22 protein-coding genes are annotated in these 19,253 nt (G+C 61.3%); 6 read left to right on the top strand and 16 right to left on the bottom strand.

Going from position 1 to position 19,253, the window contains the following annotated elements; all coding sequences use genetic code 11:
• Positions 1 to 350: 350 nt before the first annotated feature.
• From ACB042_RS13500 to ACB042_RS13485, 4 genes are read right to left on the bottom strand one after another with little or no spacing between them, the layout of a single operon-like run.
• Positions 351 to 812 carry a hypothetical protein gene (locus tag ACB042_RS13500; protein WP_005339830.1) on the bottom strand — a complete coding sequence of 154 codons (462 nt, stop codon included), beginning with the start codon at positions 810 to 812 and terminating at the stop codon, positions 351 to 353.
• A gap of 41 nt (positions 813 to 853) precedes the next feature.
• On the bottom strand, positions 854 to 2,203 hold the full coding sequence (locus ACB042_RS13495; protein WP_005339828.1) for a sensor histidine kinase: 1,350 nt from the start codon (positions 2,201 to 2,203) through the stop codon (positions 854 to 856).
• On the bottom strand, positions 2,200 to 2,856 hold the full coding sequence (locus tag ACB042_RS13490; RefSeq protein WP_371178556.1) for a response regulator transcription factor: 657 nt from the start codon (positions 2,854 to 2,856) through the stop codon (positions 2,200 to 2,202). Before ACB042_RS13490 ends, ACB042_RS13495 begins: the two co-directional genes overlap by 4 nt.
• A 21-nt stretch (positions 2,857 to 2,877) precedes the next feature.
• Positions 2,878 to 3,216 carry a PepSY domain-containing protein gene (locus ACB042_RS13485; protein ID WP_005339825.1) on the bottom strand — a complete coding sequence of 113 codons (339 nt, stop codon included), beginning with the start codon at positions 3,214 to 3,216 and terminating at the stop codon, positions 2,878 to 2,880.
• A 63-nt stretch (positions 3,217 to 3,279) separates the two neighbouring features.
• Here ACB042_RS13485 and ACB042_RS13480 point away from each other — a divergent pair, with 63 nt between their 5' ends.
• Complete coding sequence (locus tag ACB042_RS13480; protein ID WP_013724184.1) at positions 3,280 to 3,528, top strand: PepSY domain-containing protein; 249 nt, start codon at positions 3,280 to 3,282, stop codon at positions 3,526 to 3,528.
• Here the strand turns inward: ACB042_RS13480 and msrQ are convergent.
• Both msrQ and msrP read right to left on the bottom strand, forming a co-directional pair.
• A complete protein-coding gene (msrQ, locus tag ACB042_RS13475) occupies positions 3,525 to 4,151 on the bottom strand; it encodes a protein-methionine-sulfoxide reductase heme-binding subunit MsrQ (RefSeq protein ID WP_005339821.1) in 627 nt (208 codons plus the stop codon). The genes ACB042_RS13480 and msrQ overlap by 4 nt on opposite strands.
• On the bottom strand, positions 4,142 to 5,143 hold the full coding sequence (msrP, locus tag ACB042_RS13470) for a protein-methionine-sulfoxide reductase catalytic subunit MsrP (protein WP_247823799.1): 1,002 nt from the start codon (positions 5,141 to 5,143) through the stop codon (positions 4,142 to 4,144). Before msrP ends, msrQ begins: the two co-directional genes overlap by 10 nt.
• Before the next feature lie 368 nt (positions 5,144 to 5,511).
• Here msrP and ACB042_RS13465 point away from each other — a divergent pair, with 368 nt between their 5' ends.
• The gene (locus tag ACB042_RS13465) at positions 5,512 to 5,994 is read left to right on the top strand and encodes a DUF1097 domain-containing protein (RefSeq protein ID WP_005339809.1); all 483 of its coding nucleotides are present in this window, start codon (positions 5,512 to 5,514) and stop codon (positions 5,992 to 5,994) included.
• Position 5,995: 1 nt separating this feature from the next.
• On the opposite strand, the gene ACB042_RS13460 is transcribed toward ACB042_RS13465, so the two are convergent.
• The 4 genes from ACB042_RS13460 to ACB042_RS13445 all read right to left on the bottom strand — a co-directional run bounded on the left by ACB042_RS13460 (position 5,996) and on the right by ACB042_RS13445 (position 9,393).
• The gene (locus ACB042_RS13460) at positions 5,996 to 7,276 is read right to left on the bottom strand and encodes a sigma 54-interacting transcriptional regulator (RefSeq protein ID WP_005339807.1); all 1,281 of its coding nucleotides are present in this window, start codon (positions 7,274 to 7,276) and stop codon (positions 5,996 to 5,998) included.
• Complete coding sequence (locus ACB042_RS13455) at positions 7,273 to 7,791, bottom strand: hypothetical protein (protein ID WP_040070048.1); 519 nt, start codon at positions 7,789 to 7,791, stop codon at positions 7,273 to 7,275. The genes ACB042_RS13460 and ACB042_RS13455 overlap by 4 nt, the downstream gene beginning before the upstream one ends.
• A 5-nt stretch (positions 7,792 to 7,796) precedes the next feature.
• A complete protein-coding gene (locus tag ACB042_RS13450) occupies positions 7,797 to 9,197 on the bottom strand; it encodes a HAMP domain-containing sensor histidine kinase (RefSeq protein WP_031227888.1) in 1,401 nt (466 codons plus the stop codon).
• 103 nt (positions 9,198 to 9,300) lie between these two features.
• Positions 9,301 to 9,393 carry a YnhF family membrane protein gene (locus ACB042_RS13445; protein ID WP_005339800.1) on the bottom strand — a complete coding sequence of 31 codons (93 nt, stop codon included), beginning with the start codon at positions 9,391 to 9,393 and terminating at the stop codon, positions 9,301 to 9,303.
• 124 nt (positions 9,394 to 9,517) lie between these two features.
• Between ACB042_RS13445 and ACB042_RS13440 the strand changes: the two genes are divergently transcribed.
• Positions 9,518 to 10,093, top strand: coding sequence for a 2-amino-4-hydroxy-6-hydroxymethyldihydropteridine diphosphokinase (locus ACB042_RS13440; RefSeq protein WP_371167353.1), 576 nt, complete (start codon positions 9,518 to 9,520; stop codon positions 10,091 to 10,093).
• On the opposite strand, the gene ACB042_RS13435 is transcribed toward ACB042_RS13440, so the two are convergent.
• Positions 10,019 to 10,723, bottom strand: a complete 705-nt coding sequence (locus ACB042_RS13435) for an SDR family oxidoreductase (RefSeq protein WP_021231462.1) — start codon at positions 10,721 to 10,723, stop codon at positions 10,019 to 10,021. The genes ACB042_RS13440 and ACB042_RS13435 overlap by 75 nt on opposite strands.
• 162 nt (positions 10,724 to 10,885) lie before the next feature.
• Between ACB042_RS13435 and ACB042_RS13430 the strand changes: the two genes are divergently transcribed.
• Positions 10,886 to 11,290 carry a CBS domain-containing protein gene (locus tag ACB042_RS13430; RefSeq protein WP_005356342.1) on the top strand — a complete coding sequence of 135 codons (405 nt, stop codon included), beginning with the start codon at positions 10,886 to 10,888 and terminating at the stop codon, positions 11,288 to 11,290.
• Here ACB042_RS13430 and ACB042_RS13425 read toward each other — a convergent pair.
• On the bottom strand, positions 11,287 to 11,823 hold the full coding sequence (locus ACB042_RS13425; protein ID WP_371178555.1) for a DUF2301 domain-containing membrane protein: 537 nt from the start codon (positions 11,821 to 11,823) through the stop codon (positions 11,287 to 11,289). The two genes, ACB042_RS13430 and ACB042_RS13425, sit on opposite strands and share 4 nt — an antisense overlap.
• 87 nt (positions 11,824 to 11,910) lie before the next feature.
• On the opposite strand from ACB042_RS13425, the gene ACB042_RS13420 reads away from it, so the two are divergent.
• Positions 11,911 to 12,675 carry a substrate-binding periplasmic protein gene (locus tag ACB042_RS13420; RefSeq protein WP_371178554.1) on the top strand — a complete coding sequence of 255 codons (765 nt, stop codon included), beginning with the start codon at positions 11,911 to 11,913 and terminating at the stop codon, positions 12,673 to 12,675.
• A gap of 63 nt (positions 12,676 to 12,738) precedes the next feature.
• On the opposite strand, the gene asnC is transcribed toward ACB042_RS13420, so the two are convergent.
• Positions 12,739 to 13,200: a transcriptional regulator AsnC gene (asnC, locus tag ACB042_RS13415; protein WP_005339783.1), complete on the bottom strand. Its 462-nt coding sequence runs from the start codon at positions 13,198 to 13,200 to the stop codon at positions 12,739 to 12,741.
• Positions 13,201 to 13,354: 154 nt separating this feature from the next.
• On the opposite strand from asnC, the gene asnA reads away from it, so the two are divergent.
• A complete protein-coding gene (gene asnA, locus ACB042_RS13410; RefSeq protein ID WP_371178553.1) occupies positions 13,355 to 14,347 on the top strand; it encodes an aspartate--ammonia ligase in 993 nt (330 codons plus the stop codon).
• 299 nt (positions 14,348 to 14,646) lie between these two features.
• On the opposite strand, the gene clpB is transcribed toward asnA, so the two are convergent.
• The 3 genes from clpB to rluD form a co-directional block, all read right to left on the bottom strand.
• The gene (gene clpB / locus ACB042_RS13405) at positions 14,647 to 17,220 is read right to left on the bottom strand and encodes an ATP-dependent chaperone ClpB (protein WP_144715854.1); all 2,574 of its coding nucleotides are present in this window, start codon (positions 17,218 to 17,220) and stop codon (positions 14,647 to 14,649) included.
• 202 nt (positions 17,221 to 17,422) lie between these two features.
• Positions 17,423 to 18,160, bottom strand: a complete 738-nt coding sequence (gene pgeF / locus ACB042_RS13400) for a peptidoglycan editing factor PgeF (RefSeq protein ID WP_371178552.1) — start codon at positions 18,158 to 18,160, stop codon at positions 17,423 to 17,425.
• Positions 18,161 to 18,272: 112 nt separating this feature from the next.
• Positions 18,273 to 19,253 (bottom strand): 23S rRNA pseudouridine(1911/1915/1917) synthase RluD, encoded by a 981-nt coding sequence (rluD, locus tag ACB042_RS13395; protein WP_005339771.1) that lies wholly within the window; start codon positions 19,251 to 19,253, stop codon positions 18,273 to 18,275.

Raw genomic sequence — 19,253 nt, 5'->3', positions numbered from 1 at the left:
GCCATCAAGGCGCCGTTTTTTATCCCGGTTGTGGCGGGGAGATCCCTTGTCGGGATAAGTGCCAGCGCCAATAGCGAAGATCGGCAGATCCCCTCCCACAACGCTGGCGGCGCTCGCAGGCACCGTGAGGGAGCCTGATTCTCCTGCATAAATTTAATTTATGACTTTTCCGATAATGACCCAATTTTTACTTATACCAATGACCAAGCGCCCCATGGCGGCCCTGCCCGTCTCTTCTACTGCCCCAGAGGGCAGCGCCCGATCACCATAAGGACGTGCCATCTGCGCCAATAGAAACGGCGCCCGAAGGCGCCGATTCTTTATCGCTGCGATGACAGGAGAGAGGGAAATCAGAACTCGCCCTCTTCCATATACTCCTGCGCGCACTCCACCAGTTGTGGCCACAGCTCTTCCGGCACCCAGGCGTCCGGGTCATCTTCGTCCCCGTCGTACTGGCTCCAGAAATAGCGGCGCAGGCCGGAGGCAAACTCGTCACTGATCTCGGCCAGCTCCGAGAGCGGCCCCAACCAGGCGATGCGGCGCAGGCCGGAGGCGAGATCGTTGATGGCATCCATCAGGGTGCGATCGTCGAAGCTCTGCTCCACCAGCAGGGTGAAGCGCTCGCGCGCCTGCTCAGTCTGCTCCTCGTCCAGCTCGCCCACATCGGCCAGCAAGTCGACAAAATCTTCCAGAAGGAACGCGATCAGGCCATCCCTGTCTTCAAACCACTGGATCTGGGCGCCCTTGACCCCCAGCACAGAGGCATCAAACGAATCGTCAAGGTGACACAGTGCCCACGGATCGTCGGTCATGCTTCTCTTCCTCAGGCTAAAACAAATGCCATATGTTATGCCTAGCTCTCGACTCTTGCCACCTTGGGCAACGAGAGGGAGGCGGCCAGACCGCCCAGTTCGGCGCGGCCCATGATGAAACTACCCCGATAGGCTTCCGCCAGATCGGAGACGATGTTGAGACCCAGGCCCGAGCCCGGCACCTTCTCGTCGAGCCGCACCCCGCGCAGCACCGCCTTGGCGATCTGATCTTCGCTCATGCCGGGGCCGTCATCCTCGATACGCAAGGTGATCCAGCCCCCCAGCTCGGCGCTGGAGATGCGCAGCTCGCTGGCTGACCACTTGAAGGCGTTCTCCAGCAAATTGCCCACCATCTCGTCGAAGTCCTGCTCCTCCACCCCGACCGCCAGATTGGCGGGCACCTGCAGATCCACCGTTTTGCCCGGATAGAGGCGGGAGAAGGCGCGGCAGATATACTCCACCCGCGCCCGCACCGGGGTCGAGACCCCGAGGATCTTGGCGGCGCCAGTCACCCGCGCTTTGCCGAGGTGGTAATCGATATGGCGCTGGATCTGGTCGAGCTGCTCGCCGATGGCGGCCTGATCCTCCGGCGGCAATTGAGCCACCTGATTGCGCATGATGCTGAGCGGCGTCTTGAGGGCGTGGGCCAGATTGCCGGTGTGGGAGCGCGCCCGCTGCAGCAGCTCGCCGTAGTGGTGCAGCAGCCGGTTGATATCCTCCACCAGCGGCTGGATCTCCAGCGGATAGCGCAGCCGGAAGCCCTCCTGATGGCCCTCGTGAACCCGCCCCAGTTCGCGGCGCAGCAGGTGCAGCGGCCGCAAGCCGTAGACTATCTGGAACATGAAGCCGAGCACCAGACCGGCGGCAGCAAAGCCGAGACCGAGGAACAGGCTGATCCGGGTCTTGTTGAGGGTCTGGGTCAGGGCGCTGCTGTCCTTGGCCATCACCAGAGTGAAGACCCGATCCGAACCGGGCAGCAGCACGGTACGGGTCATGATCAGCAGGGGCTCCTTGTTGGGCCCCTTGCCGACGAAGAGGTCGGGATCGCCAAACGCCGACTTGAGGCCGTCGCTCTTCAGGTTGGTATCCCACAGGGAACGGGAGCGCCCCACTACATCGCGGCCCAACTCCAGCTGCCAGTAGTAGCCGGAGTAGGGTTGATTGAAGCGGGGATCGGAGAGGGAGCCGGTAACCACCGGCAGGCCGGTTTTAGCCACTTCCAGCCGGGAGAGCAGATCATAAAGCTGCAGGCGAAGGCCGTCGGCCTCCGCCTCCTGCCAATAGTTGCGCATCATGGTCTGCAGACTGAAACCGGTGGCGAACAGAAACAGCCCGCACCACACCAGCGCGATGGCGACCAGTCGCCCCCGCAGGGTTCTGACCAGCCTCATTCGTTGATCCGGTACCCGAGGCCGCGCACTGTCTCAATCAGATCGGGGTTGGTTTTCTTGCGGATCCGGCCGATGAACACCTCCACTGTGTTGGAGTCACGGTCAAAATCCTGAGCATAGATGTGATCGATCAGCTCGCTGCGCGACACCACCTTGCCCCGATGCTGCATCAGGTAACCCAGCACCCGGAACTCGTGGGCGGTCAGCTTGATGGGGGTCCCTTCGTACCACACCTGGGAAGCCGCCATATCGAGCCGTACCCCGCCAATCTCCAGAACGGAGCTGGCGTTGCCCGCTGCCCGGCGCACCAGCGCATGGACCCGCGCTACCAGCTCGGCCACCTGGAACGGCTTGGTGAGGTAGTCATCGGCACCGGCGTTGAGCCCTTCGATCTTCTCGTGCAGCTGGCCACGGGCGGTCAGCACCAGCACCGGGGTATCGATCCCCTTGCTGCGCCACTCTTTCAGCACGCTCAGGCCATCGCGCCCCGGCAGGCCGAGGTCGAGAATGATGGCGTCGTAGGGTTCGGTCTCACCAAGGAAACCGGCCTCGTTGCCATCGTGGCAGAGGTCGGTGACAAAGCCGGAGAGGCGCAGCTGTTCGGCCAGCTGGCCAGCCAGAATTTTTTCGTCTTCAACAATCAGAATTCGCATGAACAGGCTTCCACACAGGGGTTATTCATCATCCTCGACCGGGGGCTTTGGCGGTTCGAACAACCGCTCCAGATGGTGGCCCTTGGCCCACACCAGCTCAAGGTTGTCGGCCCGATAGGCTACCTTGATCACGCTGTTTTCCCGATCGATGACTCGCAGTTCATAGAGCCAGATACCATCCTCTTCCCCCAGATCCACCCGCAACACCCGCACCGGCAATCTGGCCGCCACCTCCATCATTTCATGGAAGGGCCGAACCCGTCCCTCATGGACAGCTTGCTGCAGCATAGCTTCATCAGGCGTGACCGCCTGTGCCAGCAACGGCAGCAATAACCCAAGCAGAGGGAGCGCTCTATTCATGGATGATTCATCTCCAAAAACCTAACATAATGGCGTTTATAGTCTGCCAGCCATGAATCCGGAATGAATATGATCCCGCGCAGTTTCCTGCTGATCCTTTGCCTGTTGAGTGCCACAAGCTGGGCGGCCCAGAGCCGTCTCGACATGGCCGGGCTGGTCAAACTCCTGCTGGCGCAAGGGTATCACGACATTCGGGAAGTGGAGCTGGAAGGGGACAAATTCGAGGTCAAAACCCTCAATCGCCAGGATCAGAAGGTGCATCTCATCGTCGATGCCTACACTGGCGAGATAAAACAACAAGAGGCCGATTAGGCCTCTTTTGCATTCCAGCGTCCCCGCATGGGGCGCAGCAGTTTCTCCCGTCTCGGCCAGAGCAGGGCGCAGGCCAGCAGCAGGTAGATGAGGGGCTCACCCCAACCGCTCTTGAGCGACCACCAATAGTGCACCGGCACCAGCAGGGCGATGGCATAGACCCAGTTGTGCAGCTTCTGCCATGCGGCGCCCATGCGGCGCTGCAATGCGGGCAGCGAAGTGATGCTGAGGGCGGCCAGCAGCAGCAATGCCACCATCCCCACCACTATATAGCTGCGCTTGACCAGCTCGCCGCCAATCAGGCCCCAGTCAAACTGCAGATCCAGCCCCAGCCACGCCATGAAGTGGAGCAGCGCCCAGGCAAAACACCAGAGCCCGAGAGGGCGGCGCAGCTTGATGAGCTGCCCCTGCCGCCAGCGCTTGGCCAGCGGCGACACCAGCAGGGTGAGCAGCAGCAGATTGAGCGCCCCCTTGCCGAGGTAGTGGATAAGCTCGGGCACCGGATCGCCCCCCAGCAGACCTGCCGGAATGGCAAAAACCAGCCAGAGCAGGAAGCCGAGGGAGCCCAGATGCACCAGCGCCCGCAAGCCGCTGATATGGGCCGGTTTCAATCTCAGTACCATTGGCGCAGATCCATCCCCTGATAGAGCGAGGCGACTTCGTCACCATAGCCGTTGAACATCAGGGTCGGCTGACGCTTGGCACCAAATACTCCACCCTCGCCAATAAAGCGCTCGCTGGCCTGACTCCAGCGCGGGTGATCCACCTGCGGATTGACGTTGGCGTAGAAGCCATATTCGTTGGGAGCCAGCAGGTTCCAGGTGGTCGGCGGCATCTCCTCCACCAGCCGGATCGAGACGATGCTCTTGATGCTCTTGAAGCCGTACTTCCACGGCACTACCAACCGGATCGGCGCGCCATTCTGGGCGGGCAGGCTCTTGCCGTAGAGCCCCATCGCAAGGAAAGAGAGAGGGTGCATCGCCTCGTCGATACGCAGCCCTTCGACGTAGGGATACTCGATGCCGCCCCCCAGACTGGAGGCCTGCCCCGGCAGCTGTTTCGGATCAAACAGGGTTTCGAAGGCAACAAACTTGGCGCGACTGGTGGGCTCGGCACGGCGGATGATCTCCGCCAGCGAGATGCCGTTCCAGGGCAGCACCATGGACCAGGCTTCGACACAGCGCAGTCGGTAGATCCGCTCCTCCAGCTCGCTCTTGTTGATGAGGTCCCACACATCGAGGGTAAAGGGCTTGGCCACCTCCCCCTCCACCTTGAGGGTCCAGGGTTCGGGCTTGAGGTAATGACCGTTGCGAGCCGGGTCGGACTTGTCGGTGCCCAGCTCATAGAAGTTGTTGTAACTGGTGGCCTTCTCTTCCGGTGTCAGCACCAGATTGGTCGGGCGCTCGGCAGGCTTGCTGTTGAGCGGTTTGGTGGCTAACTGGGGAGCATCCTCTTTGCCGCGCAGCAGGTCGAGCACTCCGGCCTGAGTGGGAAATGCCAGGGTGGCGGCGCCCAGACCCAGCCCTTTGAGAATAAGACGGCGGTCCTGATAGACGGCTTCCGGGGTGACATCCTGTTCGGTGAGGGGGTGGGCGGTACGACGCTTGATCAACATGAAAAACTCCCGGGGCTGAGTGAGGCAGTATGGATAAGACCCGCCCCGGCAGATTTTTATTTCACACAAATTTACATCATGTGGTGCAGGGGCAGTGCCTTGGCCATGGTGCCGACCAGAAACAGGACTACGAACACCAGCAGGGGAACGATCACATTTGGCGCCATCAGACTCACTCCATGAGCAGGACAGGGCCTCTAACTATGGCCGACTGTCAGGCCGGTCACCAATGAATTTTTTTCGCGAGCGCAAGCGTATTCCTGAGTTGAAAAGGGTGATGAAGATCACACACAATTCGGCCCCCGCTTGCCGCCCCGATTGCCGGGGGTAGGCTGCCCATTTTGCGAAGCCAACTGAAGAGTCGCCCCATGAGTCCACTGATCGCCATCGCCATCACCACTGGAATTCTCTCCGCCGTCTGGGGCTGGATTGCCGTCGCGTTCGGCCTTATCTCCTGGGTCGGCTTTCTCGGCTGCACCAGCTATTTCGCGTCAAGCGGCGGCTACAAGGCACTGCTGCAGACCATCTTCTGCAACACCAGCGGCATGCTGTGGGCACTGCTGCTGATCCATGGCGACAGCCTGTGGGGAGCGGGTGTGGCGGGTTATGTGATGACGGGGGTAGTCGCCACCCTGATGTGCGTACAGGCCAAGCAGCAGTGGCTCGGCTACATTCCCGGCACCTTTGCCGGTTGCTGTGCCACCTTCGGGGCGGCTGGCGAGTGGCGGCTGATCCTGCCCTCCCTCATCATTGGCGCCTTGTTCGGTTACCTGATGAAGGCGAGCGGCCTCTGGCTCTCCCATAAAACCCAGAAAGCCGATGCCGCTCCGGCGGTGGTTGATCCCGCCTGATTTATCCCTTCGATTTGAAGTTTGCAGCTTCGATACCGTGCCGATTCAATAACTTGTAAAAATCGGTACGGTTTCTGCCCGCCATGTTGGCCGCCAGGGTCACGTTGCCCTCGGTGGTGCGCAGCAAGCGGATCAGATACTCCTTCTCGAATTCGGCCCGCGCCTCGTTGAACGAGGGGATGCCGCCGCCACCACCGCTCAGAGCGGACTCCACCATGGAGACCCCGATCACCGGGCTGCAACAGAGGCTGGCGAGCTGCTCCACCACGTTGCAGAGCTGGCGCACGTTGCCGGGCCAGGCCGCGGCAGCCAGCATCGCCAGCGATTCGGGCGAAAAACCCATGGCGGCGCAGTCGCTGTGGCGGCTACGGTAATCGTCGAGCGCCTGACGGGCCAGCAGGGGGATATCCTCGCTGCGGGCACTGAGAGACGGCAAGGTGATATTGGCGACGTTGAGACGGTAGAAGAGATCTTCCCGAAAGCGCCCCTCCTCCATCGCCTTGACCAGATCCTGATGGCTGGAGCTGAGCACCCGCACCTCCGGCGTGCCCTGACCATACTCCTCCATCACCTGCAGCAGCTTGGCCTGCAGGGATTCGGAGAGGCTACCAATCTCGTCGAGAAACAGGGTCGCCCCCTTGGCCTGCTCGAACAGCCCGGACTGGCCATCTTCACCAAACAGCTGCAAGTCGAGTGACGCCCACGGAATGGCGGCACAGTTGATGGTATGAAGCGGCTTGTCGCGCCGCTGGCTGGCCTGGTGCAGCGCCTGCGCCATCGCCCCCTTGCCGGAGCCTGACGGCCCCATGATCAGCACCGGCACCTCCATGGTCGCAATGCTGTGAGCCTGGATCAGCAGCTGTTCCAGCTGGGGATTGCGGGTCAGGATCAGCGACTGCCACTCCTGCTGCTGTTTCGGCCGCGTCAAACTCAGCGCATGTTCGATGGTGGCGAACAGCTCATCCTTGTTGATGGGTTTGGTCAGAAAGCTGAAGACCCCGGAGCGGGTCGCCTGAATGGCATCCGGGATGGTGCCGTGGGCGGTCATGATGATCACCGGCAAACCCAGCCACTGGGCCTGGATCCGCTCGAACAGCGCCAGACCGTCCATGCCGGCCATCCGCAGATCGCTCAGCACCAGATCGGCCCGTTGCTGACGCAACCGGTCGAGGGCTCCTTCCGCGCTGTCGGCGGTATCCACTTCATAACCCTGACTACGCAGCCGCATGCTCATCAGTTTGAGCAGGCTGACGTCGTCATCCACCAACAGGATCCGGCTCATGGTATTACCTCACGATTCTCGTTCAGCTTGCGCTGGTTGAGCTGGTCGTCGATAGCGGTCAGCTGCTCGATCTGGCGGCGCAGCCGCTGGATCTCCTGACTCTGGTCATCGCGACGGCTGTCGCGAGCCAGCAGCTGCTCGCCAAGGGCGATCCAGCTACGTAAAAAGGCCTGCGCATCGAGACCCAGTTCGGGCAACATCTGCTTCAGGCGCGCCAGACCGGCGGTGCGATTGGCCACCGACTCGGCGGGGTGGGAGTCAACCATGGCCAGACTGACCCGGCTCTCCAGATCGTCGGCCCCTTTCAGACGCTGACGCTCCTGCACCCGTTGCTGGGGGTGACTGGCCAGCAGCCAGTCGGAGTATTGCAGGCGCACCTGCATCTCCTTGTTGGCAAACTCCATCCGCTTGGCAAAAGCGATATCGGAGGACTCCCGCTGTGCCTGTTGCGGCAGCAAGGAGCAACCCGCGAGCAGCCCTGCCATCAGAGCTGGAAATACGCGTTGTATCTTCATAGTCCTCATTTCAACGTCAACCTGAAACAGACATCCGCCTGTTCATCCTCTACCAGAACCAGTTCCCCCCCCAGGCTGTTGGCAGACTCGCGGGCGATGGAGAGGCCCATGCCCGAGCCTTTCAGGAGGCCTTGCCGCACTGTGCTGCCCTGCTCGAAGGGTTCAAAAATGCGTTGCTGATCGGCCACGGGGATCTTGGGCCCCTCGTTGGCCACTTCCAGCCAGCTTATCTGTTCATTCTGCCCCGCCCTGATCCAGATATTGCCTCCACTGGCGCCGTAACTGACGGCGTTGGAGAAGAGGTTATCGAGGATCAGTCGTAGCCGGTAGGGCTCCGCCCACAGGGTAACCGGCACGGTCGGCAAGTGTACACGGATCTGCTTGGACTCCAATGCCAGCCGGTACTCTGCAGAAAGTTCCGACAACATCGGCAGCAGGGGGACGGGCTCCAGTTCGAAGGCCTCCTGCTGACTGAGCCGGTTGAAGTCGAGCAGCCGCTCGATCAGGGTCTGCAAACGCCGACTGTTCTCGTCGAGCATCTGGCAGATCTCCAGCTGATCCGGCGTCAAAGGCCCGACCAGCTGCTCGCAGAGCAGATCCGTCCCCTCCCGCAGCACCGCCAGCGGGGTCTTGAGCTCGTGAGAAACATGACGCAGGAACTGGTATTTCTGCAGCTCCAGCTCCTTGAGTTTGTCGTGCAGCCAGACGATCCGCTCCCCCAGCAATACCAGCTCGGCAGGGCCGTCAACCGGCTTGGGATCGGGTTCGACCCCGGCACCCAGACTCAAGATGCGCGACTCAATCTGTCGTACCGGGTGGATGATAAGGTAGGTGAAGATAAAGACCATCAGCAGGCTGAGCGCCGCGACCGCTCCGCTCACCCACCAGAGCTCGCTGGTCAGTCCGGCGATGGTGAGCTGCACCCGATCCATGTGTTCGTCAACCCGGCTGCGGGTGACTATTTCGAGCTGCTTGTTGGCATCGTTGAACTGCTCGAGCTTGTCCCCCGCTGCCGCCGCCCGGGCCAGCGCGGCATCCTGCAGGCTGTCGAGCCAGGCCAGCCCCTGATCGAGCCCGCTGTAAAGCTGGCCGTCGGTGATGGAGTTGCGGTGTTCCGCCAGCAACACCCGATACCCGTCGAGTTGCTGCTGGTAGCTGGTGAGACTGCGACGATCCCCCAGCACCGCGAAGCGGCGCAAGGTGCGTTCGATATCGATGGCTTGCGCCGTCAGCAGGGTAGCGCGGCGGGTATCCTTGACCGCCCGCTCCATCTCGTCGCTGGTGAGCTGACTGAGGTGGGCAAGGGAGGTGCTGTTGTGCCAGATCATGCCGCCCAGCGGCATCAATACCAGCACAAATCCCATCAATACCACCTGCAGCAGGGAGCGTGGGCGAACCTTGGTCATCATCTCTTCTCTTGCATTCTCACCGGTGCGCCAGCATAGCCGCACCGCCCCAAAAAACAAAACCGGCCAACAGGCCGGTTTGTATTATCTGGATTGTGGTGATTCACGCCAACGCGACAGAGGCCAGACAGATAATCATGATCATCGCCAGCGCGCCCGAGGCGGTCAACAGCGCCCATTTCAGCTCCACACTCATGCAAACCTCCTTTCTGCCAATCAGTGCCGGATCACAATAGATAAGACAATGTTAAGCCATAGTTAATCCGATAACCGTGAGCTGCGTATACATTTCAGATGAGCCCAACCCCGGGAAGGTGAGCATGTTCTATCTGTGTAGCATTGGTTCCAATATTGACCCGCATATTCATGTCAGCCGCGCGCTGGCCGAGCTGTTTGCGAACGTCGGCCCCCTGCGGCTGAGTTCGGTGATCCGCACCAAGCCGGTGGGAATGCACTCCAGCCACGACTTTCTCAACTGCCTGCTGGTGGTGGAGAGCCCGCTCGATGCCACCAGCCTCAAGCAGTACTTTATCGCCCTTGAAGTAGCTCACGGCCGGGATCGCAGCGATCCGCTCTGCAAGGTGCACGACCGGCCGCTCGACATCGATATTCTGGCCAGCAACAGGAGAGGTGACTTTGCCTCAGCAGAGGTCGATTCCTATCTGGCGGAGCTGCTGGCCGAGCTCTACGGCCATGGCGAGGTGCATGAGCCCAAGGTGGCGCTGCAAGTGACGCTCCCCGCCCCGTCGGGCAAGCTCAAACCCGGCAAGGGCTTGCTGACCCGGCAGGTCGGGCTGGAGCCGCTGGTGCTTGGCAAATCTTCAGAGAGTGGCCAGCGCGCGCCCGCCATCTACCTTGATGCTGGCCCCGGTCATATAACTGTTCCCCATCAGTAACTGCACCGCCTGCCAGATGGGCTCCAGCCCTCCCTCCCGCGCCAGCGGCGTTTTCGCCAACACCTGCTGGCGCCACGCCTCGTCATGCTCGTCGAGAAACAGAATGGGGCCCGGCTCTATGGTGTTGACTCGCACCGCAGGCGCCAGCTCCCGGGCAAAGCTCATGGCCAGCGAATGGGCTCCCGCCTTGGTGGCCACATAGCTGGCAAAACGGGGGGCCGGGGCATGGATATAGATATCGGTGATGTGAATGATGCTGGCGTTGGGATTGCTGGCCAGCCGGGGGGCCAGCGCCCGGTTTAGCTGGAAGGGGGCCGCCATGTGCACCCGGTAGAACTGCTCGAACTGGGCCAGTTGCGCCGCCGGATCAGTTGCCTGCGGCTCGAAGGCCGAAGCGTTGTGGATCACCAGCGCCAGATCCTGATGGGCAGCCAGCACATCGATCAGCTTGCCAACGTCCTCTTCCCGGCCAAAATCCGCCTGCACCAGTTCGACCCCCAATGCAGCCAACGTGGCCAGCTCCGGCCGCTCGCTGCGATAACTGCCCGTCACCTGCCAACCCGCTGCCACCAGCTGTTCACAGAGATAAAATCCGAGTCGACGGCCGCAGCCCGTAACCAATGCACGCATACGATCTCCTTTCCTTTTCATGGTCTTGCATGAACGAAGCCCGCCTGCCAGCGGATCACCGCCGATGGCTTGTGCCTATCAATCCCTGCGGCACAAGCCATTGGTCGCGGGCCACCCACCCGCGTCATAGTGGCGGCATCCCCCTCTTGCGGAGTCACCACCATGCTGAAAGTACACCACCACATGGGTCGCCTGACCCACTCCCTCACTGCCGGACTCGGCCTGGCAGAAGCGCTGGATCGCCTGCATCAATCGGGCCTCGGCGGCCTGCCGGTGCTGGATGAGCAGAAACGGCTTATCGGCTTTCTTTCCGAACAAGATTGCATCCCCAGCCTGCTCACCGGCAGCTACCACTGCGATACCCGCACCCGGGTGGAGGATCTGATGAACCGCTCGCCCCTCTCGGTCGGGCCGGATGAGAGCATTCTGGATCTTGCTCGCCAGATGGCCGATGCCAAGCCCAAGATCTACCCGGTGCTGCAACAGGGCAAGGTGATCGGCATCATCAGCCGCCGTCAGGTGATGCAGGCCCTCAACCAGCAGATGAAGGTGTGCCAGCAGACCTAGATCTGGTAACGCCCCTTGTCACCGATATCGAAGTGCAGGGGCATCCGCCACTTGGCTAGCGCCAGCAAGGTCAACAGGGCGCCGCAGACCAGCGCCACCAGTGCGGCGGCCCACTCCACCCGCAACCACTCCAGCAGCCATAACGCCGGCAGCAATACGGGCACCAGCTTGATGCCGGGAATGGCGAAACAAAACTGCTCCTTGAACGCCAGCCCGGAGAGCGTTGCCAACGCCGCCCCCAGCACTAGCGCATCCGGAGCCCCCACCGCTGCCAGGGCCAATGCGCCCCATCCAAATCCCTGCAGAATCAGGCGAATCCGCTTGTCGTAGATATGCAGCGAGAAGCCGCAGATTGCGCTTGCCACTGCCAGCAACATCAACCATTGTGCCGACGGGAGCAGTGCCATCCCGCTCAGCAGCGCCGCACCGCGGCAAAGCAGCAACAGGGCTGCCACACTCAAGCCAAGGCGGTAGAGCGAAACGGTCAACTTGTCGATCCCGTCCAGCGGGCTCTCGATTTCAGGGTTTGCCATAAACAGTCGCGTCTAACGGATCAGGTGTTACCCAATATACTGGAATCAGGTTCTGGAATATCTTCAAACGGGCTCAGGAGACGTAGTTTGCGTGTGATCCCCCTGCTTTTGTTGCTGTTTCCACTCGGATTGCCGGCCAAGGAGCTGGTGATCTGCGGCACCATGGAGCCCCCGCTCAAGTATCTCGATGCCGATCAGAAACCCCGCGGGCTCGATATAGACATAGTCACCGCCATCTTCGACAAGCTGGAGACGCCCTTTCGGATCGAGCTGGCCGACTCCGGTGCCCGCCTCACCCGCAACGCCGAAACAGGCGCCTGCGATCTGGTGATGACCCACTCCTACAAGGCAGAGCGGGAGAGTTATCTCATCTATCCCCAACAGGCCCATCTTCGCCACAGCTGGCACTTCTTCGTGCGCAAGGCGGACCTGATGAAGATCCGCTACGAAACGCTGGCCGATCTCAAACCCTGGCGCATCGGCGTGACCAAGGATTTCTCCTACACCCCTGAACTGGCAGCGGCCATGACCGACCCTGCCTATCAGTTTCAGGAGATCACCATGAACCAGCTGCAACTGCGCAAACTGCTGGCCGGACGGATCGATACCGTGCCCATGCCGCTGGTCACCGCCTTCACCCAAATCAAGGAGGAGGGGCTGACAGGCAAGGTCGATTACCTGCCCAAACCGCTCAAGAGCAGCCCCTACTTCAACACCTGGGCCCGCGCACGAGCGGATGCACAGACCCCAGCCCTGATGGCGGCCTACGATGCCGAACTGCTGCGCATGAAGCGCAACGGCAGCCTCAAGGCCCTCTACGACAAGTACGCCATCCCCTATATCGAACCCTGATCAAGGGGTCAGGGTTTCGCACGGGAGATGGATCTCTACGCCCTCCCCCTTATGCACTTCGACTCAAGGTTTCACATCCCGCAGGATCGGGTTTTGCAGCGAAATCAGGGTTTCAGTGGACTGGATCTCGTCGATGGTCTGGATCTTGTTGATCAGCACTATCTGCAGCTCGTCGATGGAGCGGGTCATCACCTTCATGAAGATGCTGTAGTGGCCCGTGGTGTAGTAGGCCTCCACCACCTCGTCCAGCGCCTGCAGCTTGGCCAGTGCCGAGGGGTAATCCTTGGCACTCTTCAGATTGATCCCGATAAAGCAGCAGACGTCGTAACCCAGCTTCTTGGGGTTAACCTGCACCCGTGTCCCCTCGATGATCCCCGCCTGTTTCATCTTCTCCACCCGCACATGAATGGTGCCCGGGCTGACCGCCAGTTGTTTCGCAAGTTCGGCGTAAGGGATCCGCGCATTTTCCATCAGAGCAGTGAGGATGGCCTGATCGAGATTATCGATCCGGTAATTTTCCGGCATTTTTTTGCACTCCCGTTGACGATACCTCATTAAAGAACGGCTTATTTTGAAGAAAAAAATACACAAAGCCTATTTCTATTATCGAATATTGAATTTAGCTGGCATTCCGTTGAAGAATCACCACATCCAACGGGGTTTGAAACAGGAATTCAGCATGAAACAGCACTACATTCGCAGCCAACAGCAGATTAGCTTCGTCAAAGAGATGTTCTCCCGCCAACTCGCCCAACAACTGGGTCTGATGGAGGTGCAAGCCCCCATTCTGAGCCGGGTCGGTGATGGCACTCAGGACAACCTCTCTGGCCACGAGAATGCAGTGCAGGTCAAAGTAAAAACCCTGCCGGAGCACAGCTACGAAGTGGTCCATTCACTGGCCAAGTGGAAGCGCCAGACCCTGGGTCGCTTCGGCTTCGGCCCGGGCGAAGGGATCTACACCCACATGAAGGCGCTGCGTCCGGATGAAGACAAGCTCACCCCCATCCACTCCGTCTACGTGGATCAATGGGACTGGGAGAAGGTGATGCCGAGCGAGCGCCGCGATCTGGCCTATCTGCAGGAAACCGTGCGCGGCATCTGGGCCGCCATCAAGGCCACCGAGCGCGCAGTCTGCGCCGAGCATGAGTTGACCCCCTTCCTGCCAGCCGAGATCCAGTTCCTGCACAGCGAAGAGTTGCTGGCCCGTTACCCGGACCTCGATGCCAAGGGGCGCGAGCGTGCCATCGCCAAAGAGCTGGGTGCCGTGTTCCTGATCGGCATCGGCGGTGCCCTCTCCCACGGCGAGCGCCACGATGCGCGCGCCCCGGACTACGACGACTGGAGCAGCCACAGCGAGCTGGGTCTGGCGGGTCTGAACGGCGACATTCTGGTGTGGAACCCGGTGCTGCAGGACAGTTTCGAGATCTCCTCCATGGGGATCCGGGTCGACGCCGAAGCACTGCGCCGCCAGCTGGCCATCACCGGCGACGAGGATCGCCTGCAGTACGACTGGCATCAGGACCTGCTGGCCGCACGGATGCCGCAGACCATCGGCGGCGGCATCGGCCAATCCCGTCTGGCCATGCTGCTGCTGCAAAAAGAGCATATCGGTCAGGTGCAGGTTGGTGTGTGGCCCTCTGAAATGAAGGCCGCTATCCCTGGCATGCTGTAAACACGTTGATTTCATCGGTCTGGCCTGTGCGCAATGGCACGCGGGTCAGCCCTGAAGGTGTGTGGCGGTGCGGACTGAACGAGCGCAGTCCGGACATGCTGTAAGTCGCGTGGTCATCCCTGATGGCCCACGGCGAAACCGGGGCTTGCCCCTGCGACCCGCTCAACCCACGCCAGGTCGCGTCACTACATTCCTCCCGGCAATCTTCGGATTGCCGTTTTTTTGCGCCCGAATCCCCGCCACCAGATATGACAACGCCAGCCCGAGGGCTGGCGTTGCAAACATCGATACAGAATCGGTTACTGGGTCATGGTCAGGCCATTGCTGTCGGCCCCCAGCACCAGTTTTTTGCCCGGCACGATGCGGCCGGAAAGCAGGGCCTGCGCCAGCGGGTTCTCCACCTTCTGCTGGATCGCCCGTTTGAGGGGACGCGCCCCGTAGACGGGGTCGAACCCGGCATGCACCAGCTTCTCGAGCAGCGCTTCGCTCACCTCCACCTCGTAGCCCTGAGCCTCCAGTCGGCCCATCAGGCTCTTGAGCTGGATGCGGGCGATGGACTTGATGTGATCCTCGCCGAGCGGATGGAACACCACTGTCTCGTCGATCCGGTTGATAAATTCCGGCCGGAAACTGCGGGTCAGCACATCCATCAGCATGGCCTTCATCTCGTCGTAATCCTTCTCGGAGTGGTGCTCCTGAATCAGATCCGACCCGAGGTTGGAGGTCATGATCACCACCGAGTTACGGAAATCGACGGTGCGACCCTGACCATCGGTCAGGCGGCCATCATCAAGCACCTGCAACAGGATGTTGAACACATCGGGATGCGCCTTCTCCACCTCGTCCAGCAGGATCACCGAGTAGGGACGACGGCGTACCGCCTCGGTCAGATAACCGCCCTCTTCATAACCCACGTATCCGGGAGGCGCCCCCACCAGACGGGCCACGCTGTGTTTCTCCATGAACTCGGACATGTCGATCCGCACCATGGCGTCCTGGGTATCGAACAGGAACTCGGCCAGCGCCTTGCACAGCTCGGTCTTGCCCACCCCGGTGGGCCCCAGGAACAGGAAGGAGCCGATGGGGCGATTCGGATCGGAGAGACCGGCACGGGAGCGGCGAATGGCGTTGGAGACCGCATCAACCGCCTCCTCCTGACCAATCACCCGGCTGTGCAGTTGCTCTTCCATCCGCAGCAGCTTGTCGCGCTCCCCTTCCAGCATGCGGGCGACCGGAATACCGGTCCAGCGGGCCAAGACGTCTGCGATCTCCACATCGGTGACCCGGTTGCGCAGCAGGCTGGTCTCCTGCATCTCGGCCTGAGTGGCGAGATCCAGCTGTTTCTCCAGCTCTGGAATGCGGCCGTACTGCAGCTCGGACATCCGGCCCAGGTCGCCTGCCCGGCGCGCCACATCGAGATCCTGGCGGGCCTGCTCCAGCGCAGCCTTGATATGCTGGGTGCCGGCAAGGGCGGCCTTCTCGGCCTTCCACACTTCGTCCAGCTCGTTGTATTCCCGATCTTTTTCGCCAATCTCCTGATTGATCAGCTCCAGACGCTTGCGGCTGGCGTCGTCGTCCTCCTTCATCAACGCCTGCTGCTCCAGCTTGAGCTGGATGATGCGCCGCTCGAGGCGATCGAGCGCCTCGGGCTTGGAGTCGATCTGCAACCGGATGCTGGCCGCCGCCTCGTCAATCAGATCGATAGCTTTGTCAGGCAACTGGCGATCCGCAATGTAGCGGTGGGACAGCTGGGCCGCCGCCACGATGGCGGGGTCGGTGATCTGCACATGGTGGTGCAGCTCGTAACGCTCTTTCAAGCCACGCAGGATCGCAATGGTGTCCTCCACGCTCGGCTCTTCCACCAGCACCTTCTGGAAGCGACGCTCAAGCGCGGCATCTTTTTCGATGTACTGACGGTACTCATCCAGGGTGGTGGCGCCGACGCAGTGCAGGTCGCCGCGGGCCAGCGCAGGTTTCAGCATGTTGCCCGCGTCCATGGCCCCTTCGCCCTTGCCGGCGCCGACCATGGTGTGCAGCTCGTCGATAAAGAGGATGACGTTGCCCTCCTCCTTGGCGAGATCGGTCAGCACGGCCTTGAGCCGCTCTTCAAACTCACCGCGATACTTGGCACCGGCCACCAGCGCCCCCATGTCCAGCGACAGCACCCGCTTGTTTTTGAGCCCTTCCGGCACTTCGCCGTTGATGATGCGCTGAGCCAGTCCCTCGACGATGGCGGTTTTACCGACACCGGGGGCACCGATCAGCACAGGGTTGTTCTTGGTACGGCGTTGCAGCACCTGAATGGTACGGCGGATCTCGTCATCCCGGCCGATCACCGGGTCGAGCTTGCCGATCTCGGCCCGCTCGGTCAGATCGATGGTGTACTTCTCCAGCGCCTGACGGTTCTCCTCGGCGTTGGCATCCTCCACCTTCTTGCCGCCACGCACCTTGTCGATGGCCGCTTCGAGTTTTTCCTTGGTCAGCCCCTGAGCACGCAACAGCTCGCCCAGCGTTCCCTTGTCGTCGAGGGCCGCCAGCACGAACAGTTCGGAGGAGATGAACTGGTCCTTGCGCTGCTGGGCCAGTTTGTCGCAGACGTTGAGCAGGCGGCCGAGGCCGTTGGAGAGCTGCACATCCCCTTCCACACCACTGACACGCGGCAGGCGATCCAGCTCCTCGCCAAGGCGGGAGCGCAGGGCGTTGATATCCATCCCGGTCAGGGTGAGCAACGGACGGATAGAGCCGCCATCCTGATTGACCAGTGCGGTCATCAGGTGAACGGGTTCGATGAATTGGTGGTCACGACCCAGCGCAAGAGACTGGGCATCGGAAATAGCAATCTGGAATTTGCTGGTAAGGCGATCGAGGCGCATTGCACTCCCCCTTCAAACAGGCAGACGCCGCTTGCGCGGCAAACAACATAACTTTCTGAGATGAAAGATGAGGCCCGTACGGGCTATTTCAAGGGCATGGGCTGGTTATTTTTTCTGCAAAGCGGGGAGAGGGCAGGAGCCCCGCCTCTCTCATACGGCTCTGCTCTTGAGAGAGACGGGGTATTACTTGGCGGGTGATTGCTTAGCGGGCCAACCAGATGAGGGAGGCCATCCGGCCGGTCTGGCCGTCGCGACGATAGGAGTAGAACTGCTCGCTATCGCTGAAGGTGCAGTATTCGCCGCCATAGACGGCGGTAACGCCGGCACGGGCGAGGCGCAACCGCGCCAGCTGGTAGATATCCGCCAACCATTTGCCGTCGTTGGCGGAAGGCACGAAAGCCGCGACCGCTTCAGCCTGCTCAGCCATAAAGGCCTCGCGCACCTCTCCCCCCACTTCAAATGCAGTGGGGCCAATGGCCGGGCCCATCCAGGCCAGGACCTCGCCCGGCTCGCAGCCCATGGCGGCGATGCTCGCCTCCAGCACGCCCTCTTTCAGTCCACGCCAGCCTGCGTGGGCCGCTGCGACCACGGTACCGGCCCGATCGCAAAACAACACCGGCAGACAGTCGGCGGTCATCACGATGCAGGCCAGCTCCGCCTCATGGGCGCAGGCGGCATCGGCATCCGGCGCCTGCTCATAATGGCTGCTGACTGGATGAACCACGGTGCCGTGCACCTGATTGAGCCAGTTAAGGGGCCCCGGGATGGCGGCCGCCTGCTGCAGCCGGGCCCGATTGGCCTCGACTCGCACCGGTTCATCCCCCACATGGGCCCCCAGATTGAGACCGGCAAAGACCCCTTCGCTAACACCACCATCCCGGGTGGTCGACAACGCCCTGACACACGCCGGGGCTGGCCAGTCGGGTTCGATCCATTTCATCTGTGACTCCTTCAATTCACCGATATAAAAACGGGGCTCCTGCAAGGGAACCCCGTTTGGCATCTGTTCGGGCCGGATGACGCCAGAAACCGACGCAGCAGGCCCTATCGCATCAGTTCCAGACTAAATCATCCGGATTGGCGAGAGTATCCGCGCGCAGCACTTCCATCAGCTCCACCATGTCTTGCGGTGTAGCTGAATGCCACTGCATCACTTCACCCGTGATGGGGTGAGCCAGTTGCAGCATGGTGGCATGCAGCGCCTGACGGTTGAAGTTGCGCAGTGCCTGGGTCAGCTCGGGGGTCGCGTTGCGCAGCGGGCGCAGACGGCCACCGTAAGCGGGATCGCCCACCAGCGGGTGTTTGATGTGCGCCATGTGGACACGGATCTGGTGGGTACGGCCGGTCTCCAGACGCAGACGCAGACGGGTGTGGCCACGGAACTTCTCGTGAACCCGGTAGTGGGTCACAGAGGGACGACCATTGGGCACCACGGCCATGTGGGTACGCTGGGTCGGGTGACGGCCGATGGGCGCATCGACGGTGCCACCTGCGGTCATGTGACCGATGGCGATCGCTTCGTACTCACGGGTGATCTGGCGCGCCTGCAACGCTTCCACCAGATGGGTCTGGGCGGGTACGGTTTTGGCAACCACCATCAAACCTGTGGTGTCTTTATCCAGACGGTGCACGATACCGGCACGGGGCACCTCGGCAATGCCGGGGTAGCGGTGCAGCAGGGCGTTGAGGATGGTGCCATCCGGCGTACCTGCGCCCGGGTGAACCACCAGTCCGGCCGGTTTGTCGATCACCAGAATGTGTTCATCTTCATAAACAATGTTGAGCTCGATATCCTGGGCATCCCAGCGAGTATCATCTTCCAGCTCGACATTCACATGCACCTGCTGCCCAGCCAGAATCTTCTCGCGCGGGGTGTTGGCAACCTGACCGTCCAGGGTCACTCTGTCCTGTAAAATCCACTCCTTGATGCGGGTGCGGGAGTAGTCTGGAAACAATTCGGCCAGGGCCTGGTCGAGTCGCTGCCCGAATTGGTGATCCTGGAATTCGCCTGTCAGTTCAATATGCTGGCTCAT

The sequence above is a fragment of the Aeromonas sp. S13(2024) genome, from assembly GCF_041402405.1.
Taxonomy (GTDB): domain Bacteria; phylum Pseudomonadota; class Gammaproteobacteria; order Enterobacterales; family Aeromonadaceae; genus Aeromonas; species Aeromonas veronii.
The sequence above is the reverse complement of the archived record's forward strand: the minus strand, read 5'-3'. Positions and strand labels throughout refer to the sequence as shown.

What these genes read in the sequence shown, in the direction of transcription:
- pgeF (WP_371178552.1), bottom strand. Translation starts at nt 18,160, where the DNA reads ATGAAATGGATCGAACCCGACTGGCCAGCCCCGGCGTGTGTCAGGGCG.
- ACB042_RS13460 (WP_005339807.1), bottom strand. Translation starts at nt 7,276, where the DNA reads ATGAGCCGGATCCTGTTGGTGGATGACGACGTCAGCCTGCTCAAACTG.
- ACB042_RS13485 (WP_005339825.1), bottom strand. Translation starts at nt 3,216, where the DNA reads ATGAATAGAGCGCTCCCTCTGCTTGGGTTATTGCTGCCGTTGCTGGCA.
- ACB042_RS13490 (WP_371178556.1), bottom strand. Translation starts at nt 2,856, where the DNA reads ATGCGAATTCTGATTGTTGAAGACGAAAAAATTCTGGCTGGCCAGCTG.
- clpB (WP_144715854.1), bottom strand. Translation starts at nt 17,220, where the DNA reads ATGCGCCTCGATCGCCTTACCAGCAAATTCCAGATTGCTATTTCCGAT.
- rluD (WP_005339771.1), bottom strand. Translation starts at nt 19,253, where the DNA reads ATGAGCCAGCATATTGAACTGACAGGCGAATTCCAGGATCACCAATTC.
- ACB042_RS13445 (WP_005339800.1), bottom strand. Translation starts at nt 9,393, where the DNA reads ATGAGTGTGGAGCTGAAATGGGCGCTGTTGACCGCCTCGGGCGCGCTG.
- msrP (WP_247823799.1), bottom strand. Translation starts at nt 5,143, where the DNA reads ATGTTGATCAAGCGTCGTACCGCCCACCCCCTCACCGAACAGGATGTC.
- ACB042_RS13495 (WP_005339828.1), bottom strand. Translation starts at nt 2,203, where the DNA reads ATGAGGCTGGTCAGAACCCTGCGGGGGCGACTGGTCGCCATCGCGCTG.
- ACB042_RS13425 (WP_371178555.1), bottom strand. Translation starts at nt 11,823, where the DNA reads ATGGCAAACCCTGAAATCGAGAGCCCGCTGGACGGGATCGACAAGTTG.
- ACB042_RS13435 (WP_021231462.1), bottom strand. Translation starts at nt 10,723, where the DNA reads ATGCGTGCATTGGTTACGGGCTGCGGCCGTCGACTCGGATTTTATCTC.
- asnA (WP_371178553.1), top strand. Translation starts at nt 13,355, where the DNA reads ATGAAACAGCACTACATTCGCAGCCAACAGCAGATTAGCTTCGTCAAA.
- ACB042_RS13455 (WP_040070048.1), bottom strand. Translation starts at nt 7,791, where the DNA reads ATGAAGATACAACGCGTATTTCCAGCTCTGATGGCAGGGCTGCTCGCG.
- ACB042_RS13450 (WP_031227888.1), bottom strand. Translation starts at nt 9,197, where the DNA reads ATGACCAAGGTTCGCCCACGCTCCCTGCTGCAGGTGGTATTGATGGGA.
- ACB042_RS13465 (WP_005339809.1), top strand. Translation starts at nt 5,512, where the DNA reads ATGAGTCCACTGATCGCCATCGCCATCACCACTGGAATTCTCTCCGCC.
- ACB042_RS13430 (WP_005356342.1), top strand. Translation starts at nt 10,886, where the DNA reads ATGCTGAAAGTACACCACCACATGGGTCGCCTGACCCACTCCCTCACT.
- ACB042_RS13440 (WP_371167353.1), top strand. Translation starts at nt 9,518, where the DNA reads ATGTTCTATCTGTGTAGCATTGGTTCCAATATTGACCCGCATATTCAT.
- asnC (WP_005339783.1), bottom strand. Translation starts at nt 13,200, where the DNA reads ATGCCGGAAAATTACCGGATCGATAATCTCGATCAGGCCATCCTCACT.
- msrQ (WP_005339821.1), bottom strand. Translation starts at nt 4,151, where the DNA reads ATGGTACTGAGATTGAAACCGGCCCATATCAGCGGCTTGCGGGCGCTG.
- ACB042_RS13480 (WP_013724184.1), top strand. Translation starts at nt 3,280, where the DNA reads ATGAATATGATCCCGCGCAGTTTCCTGCTGATCCTTTGCCTGTTGAGT.
- ACB042_RS13500 (WP_005339830.1), bottom strand. Translation starts at nt 812, where the DNA reads ATGACCGACGATCCGTGGGCACTGTGTCACCTTGACGATTCGTTTGAT.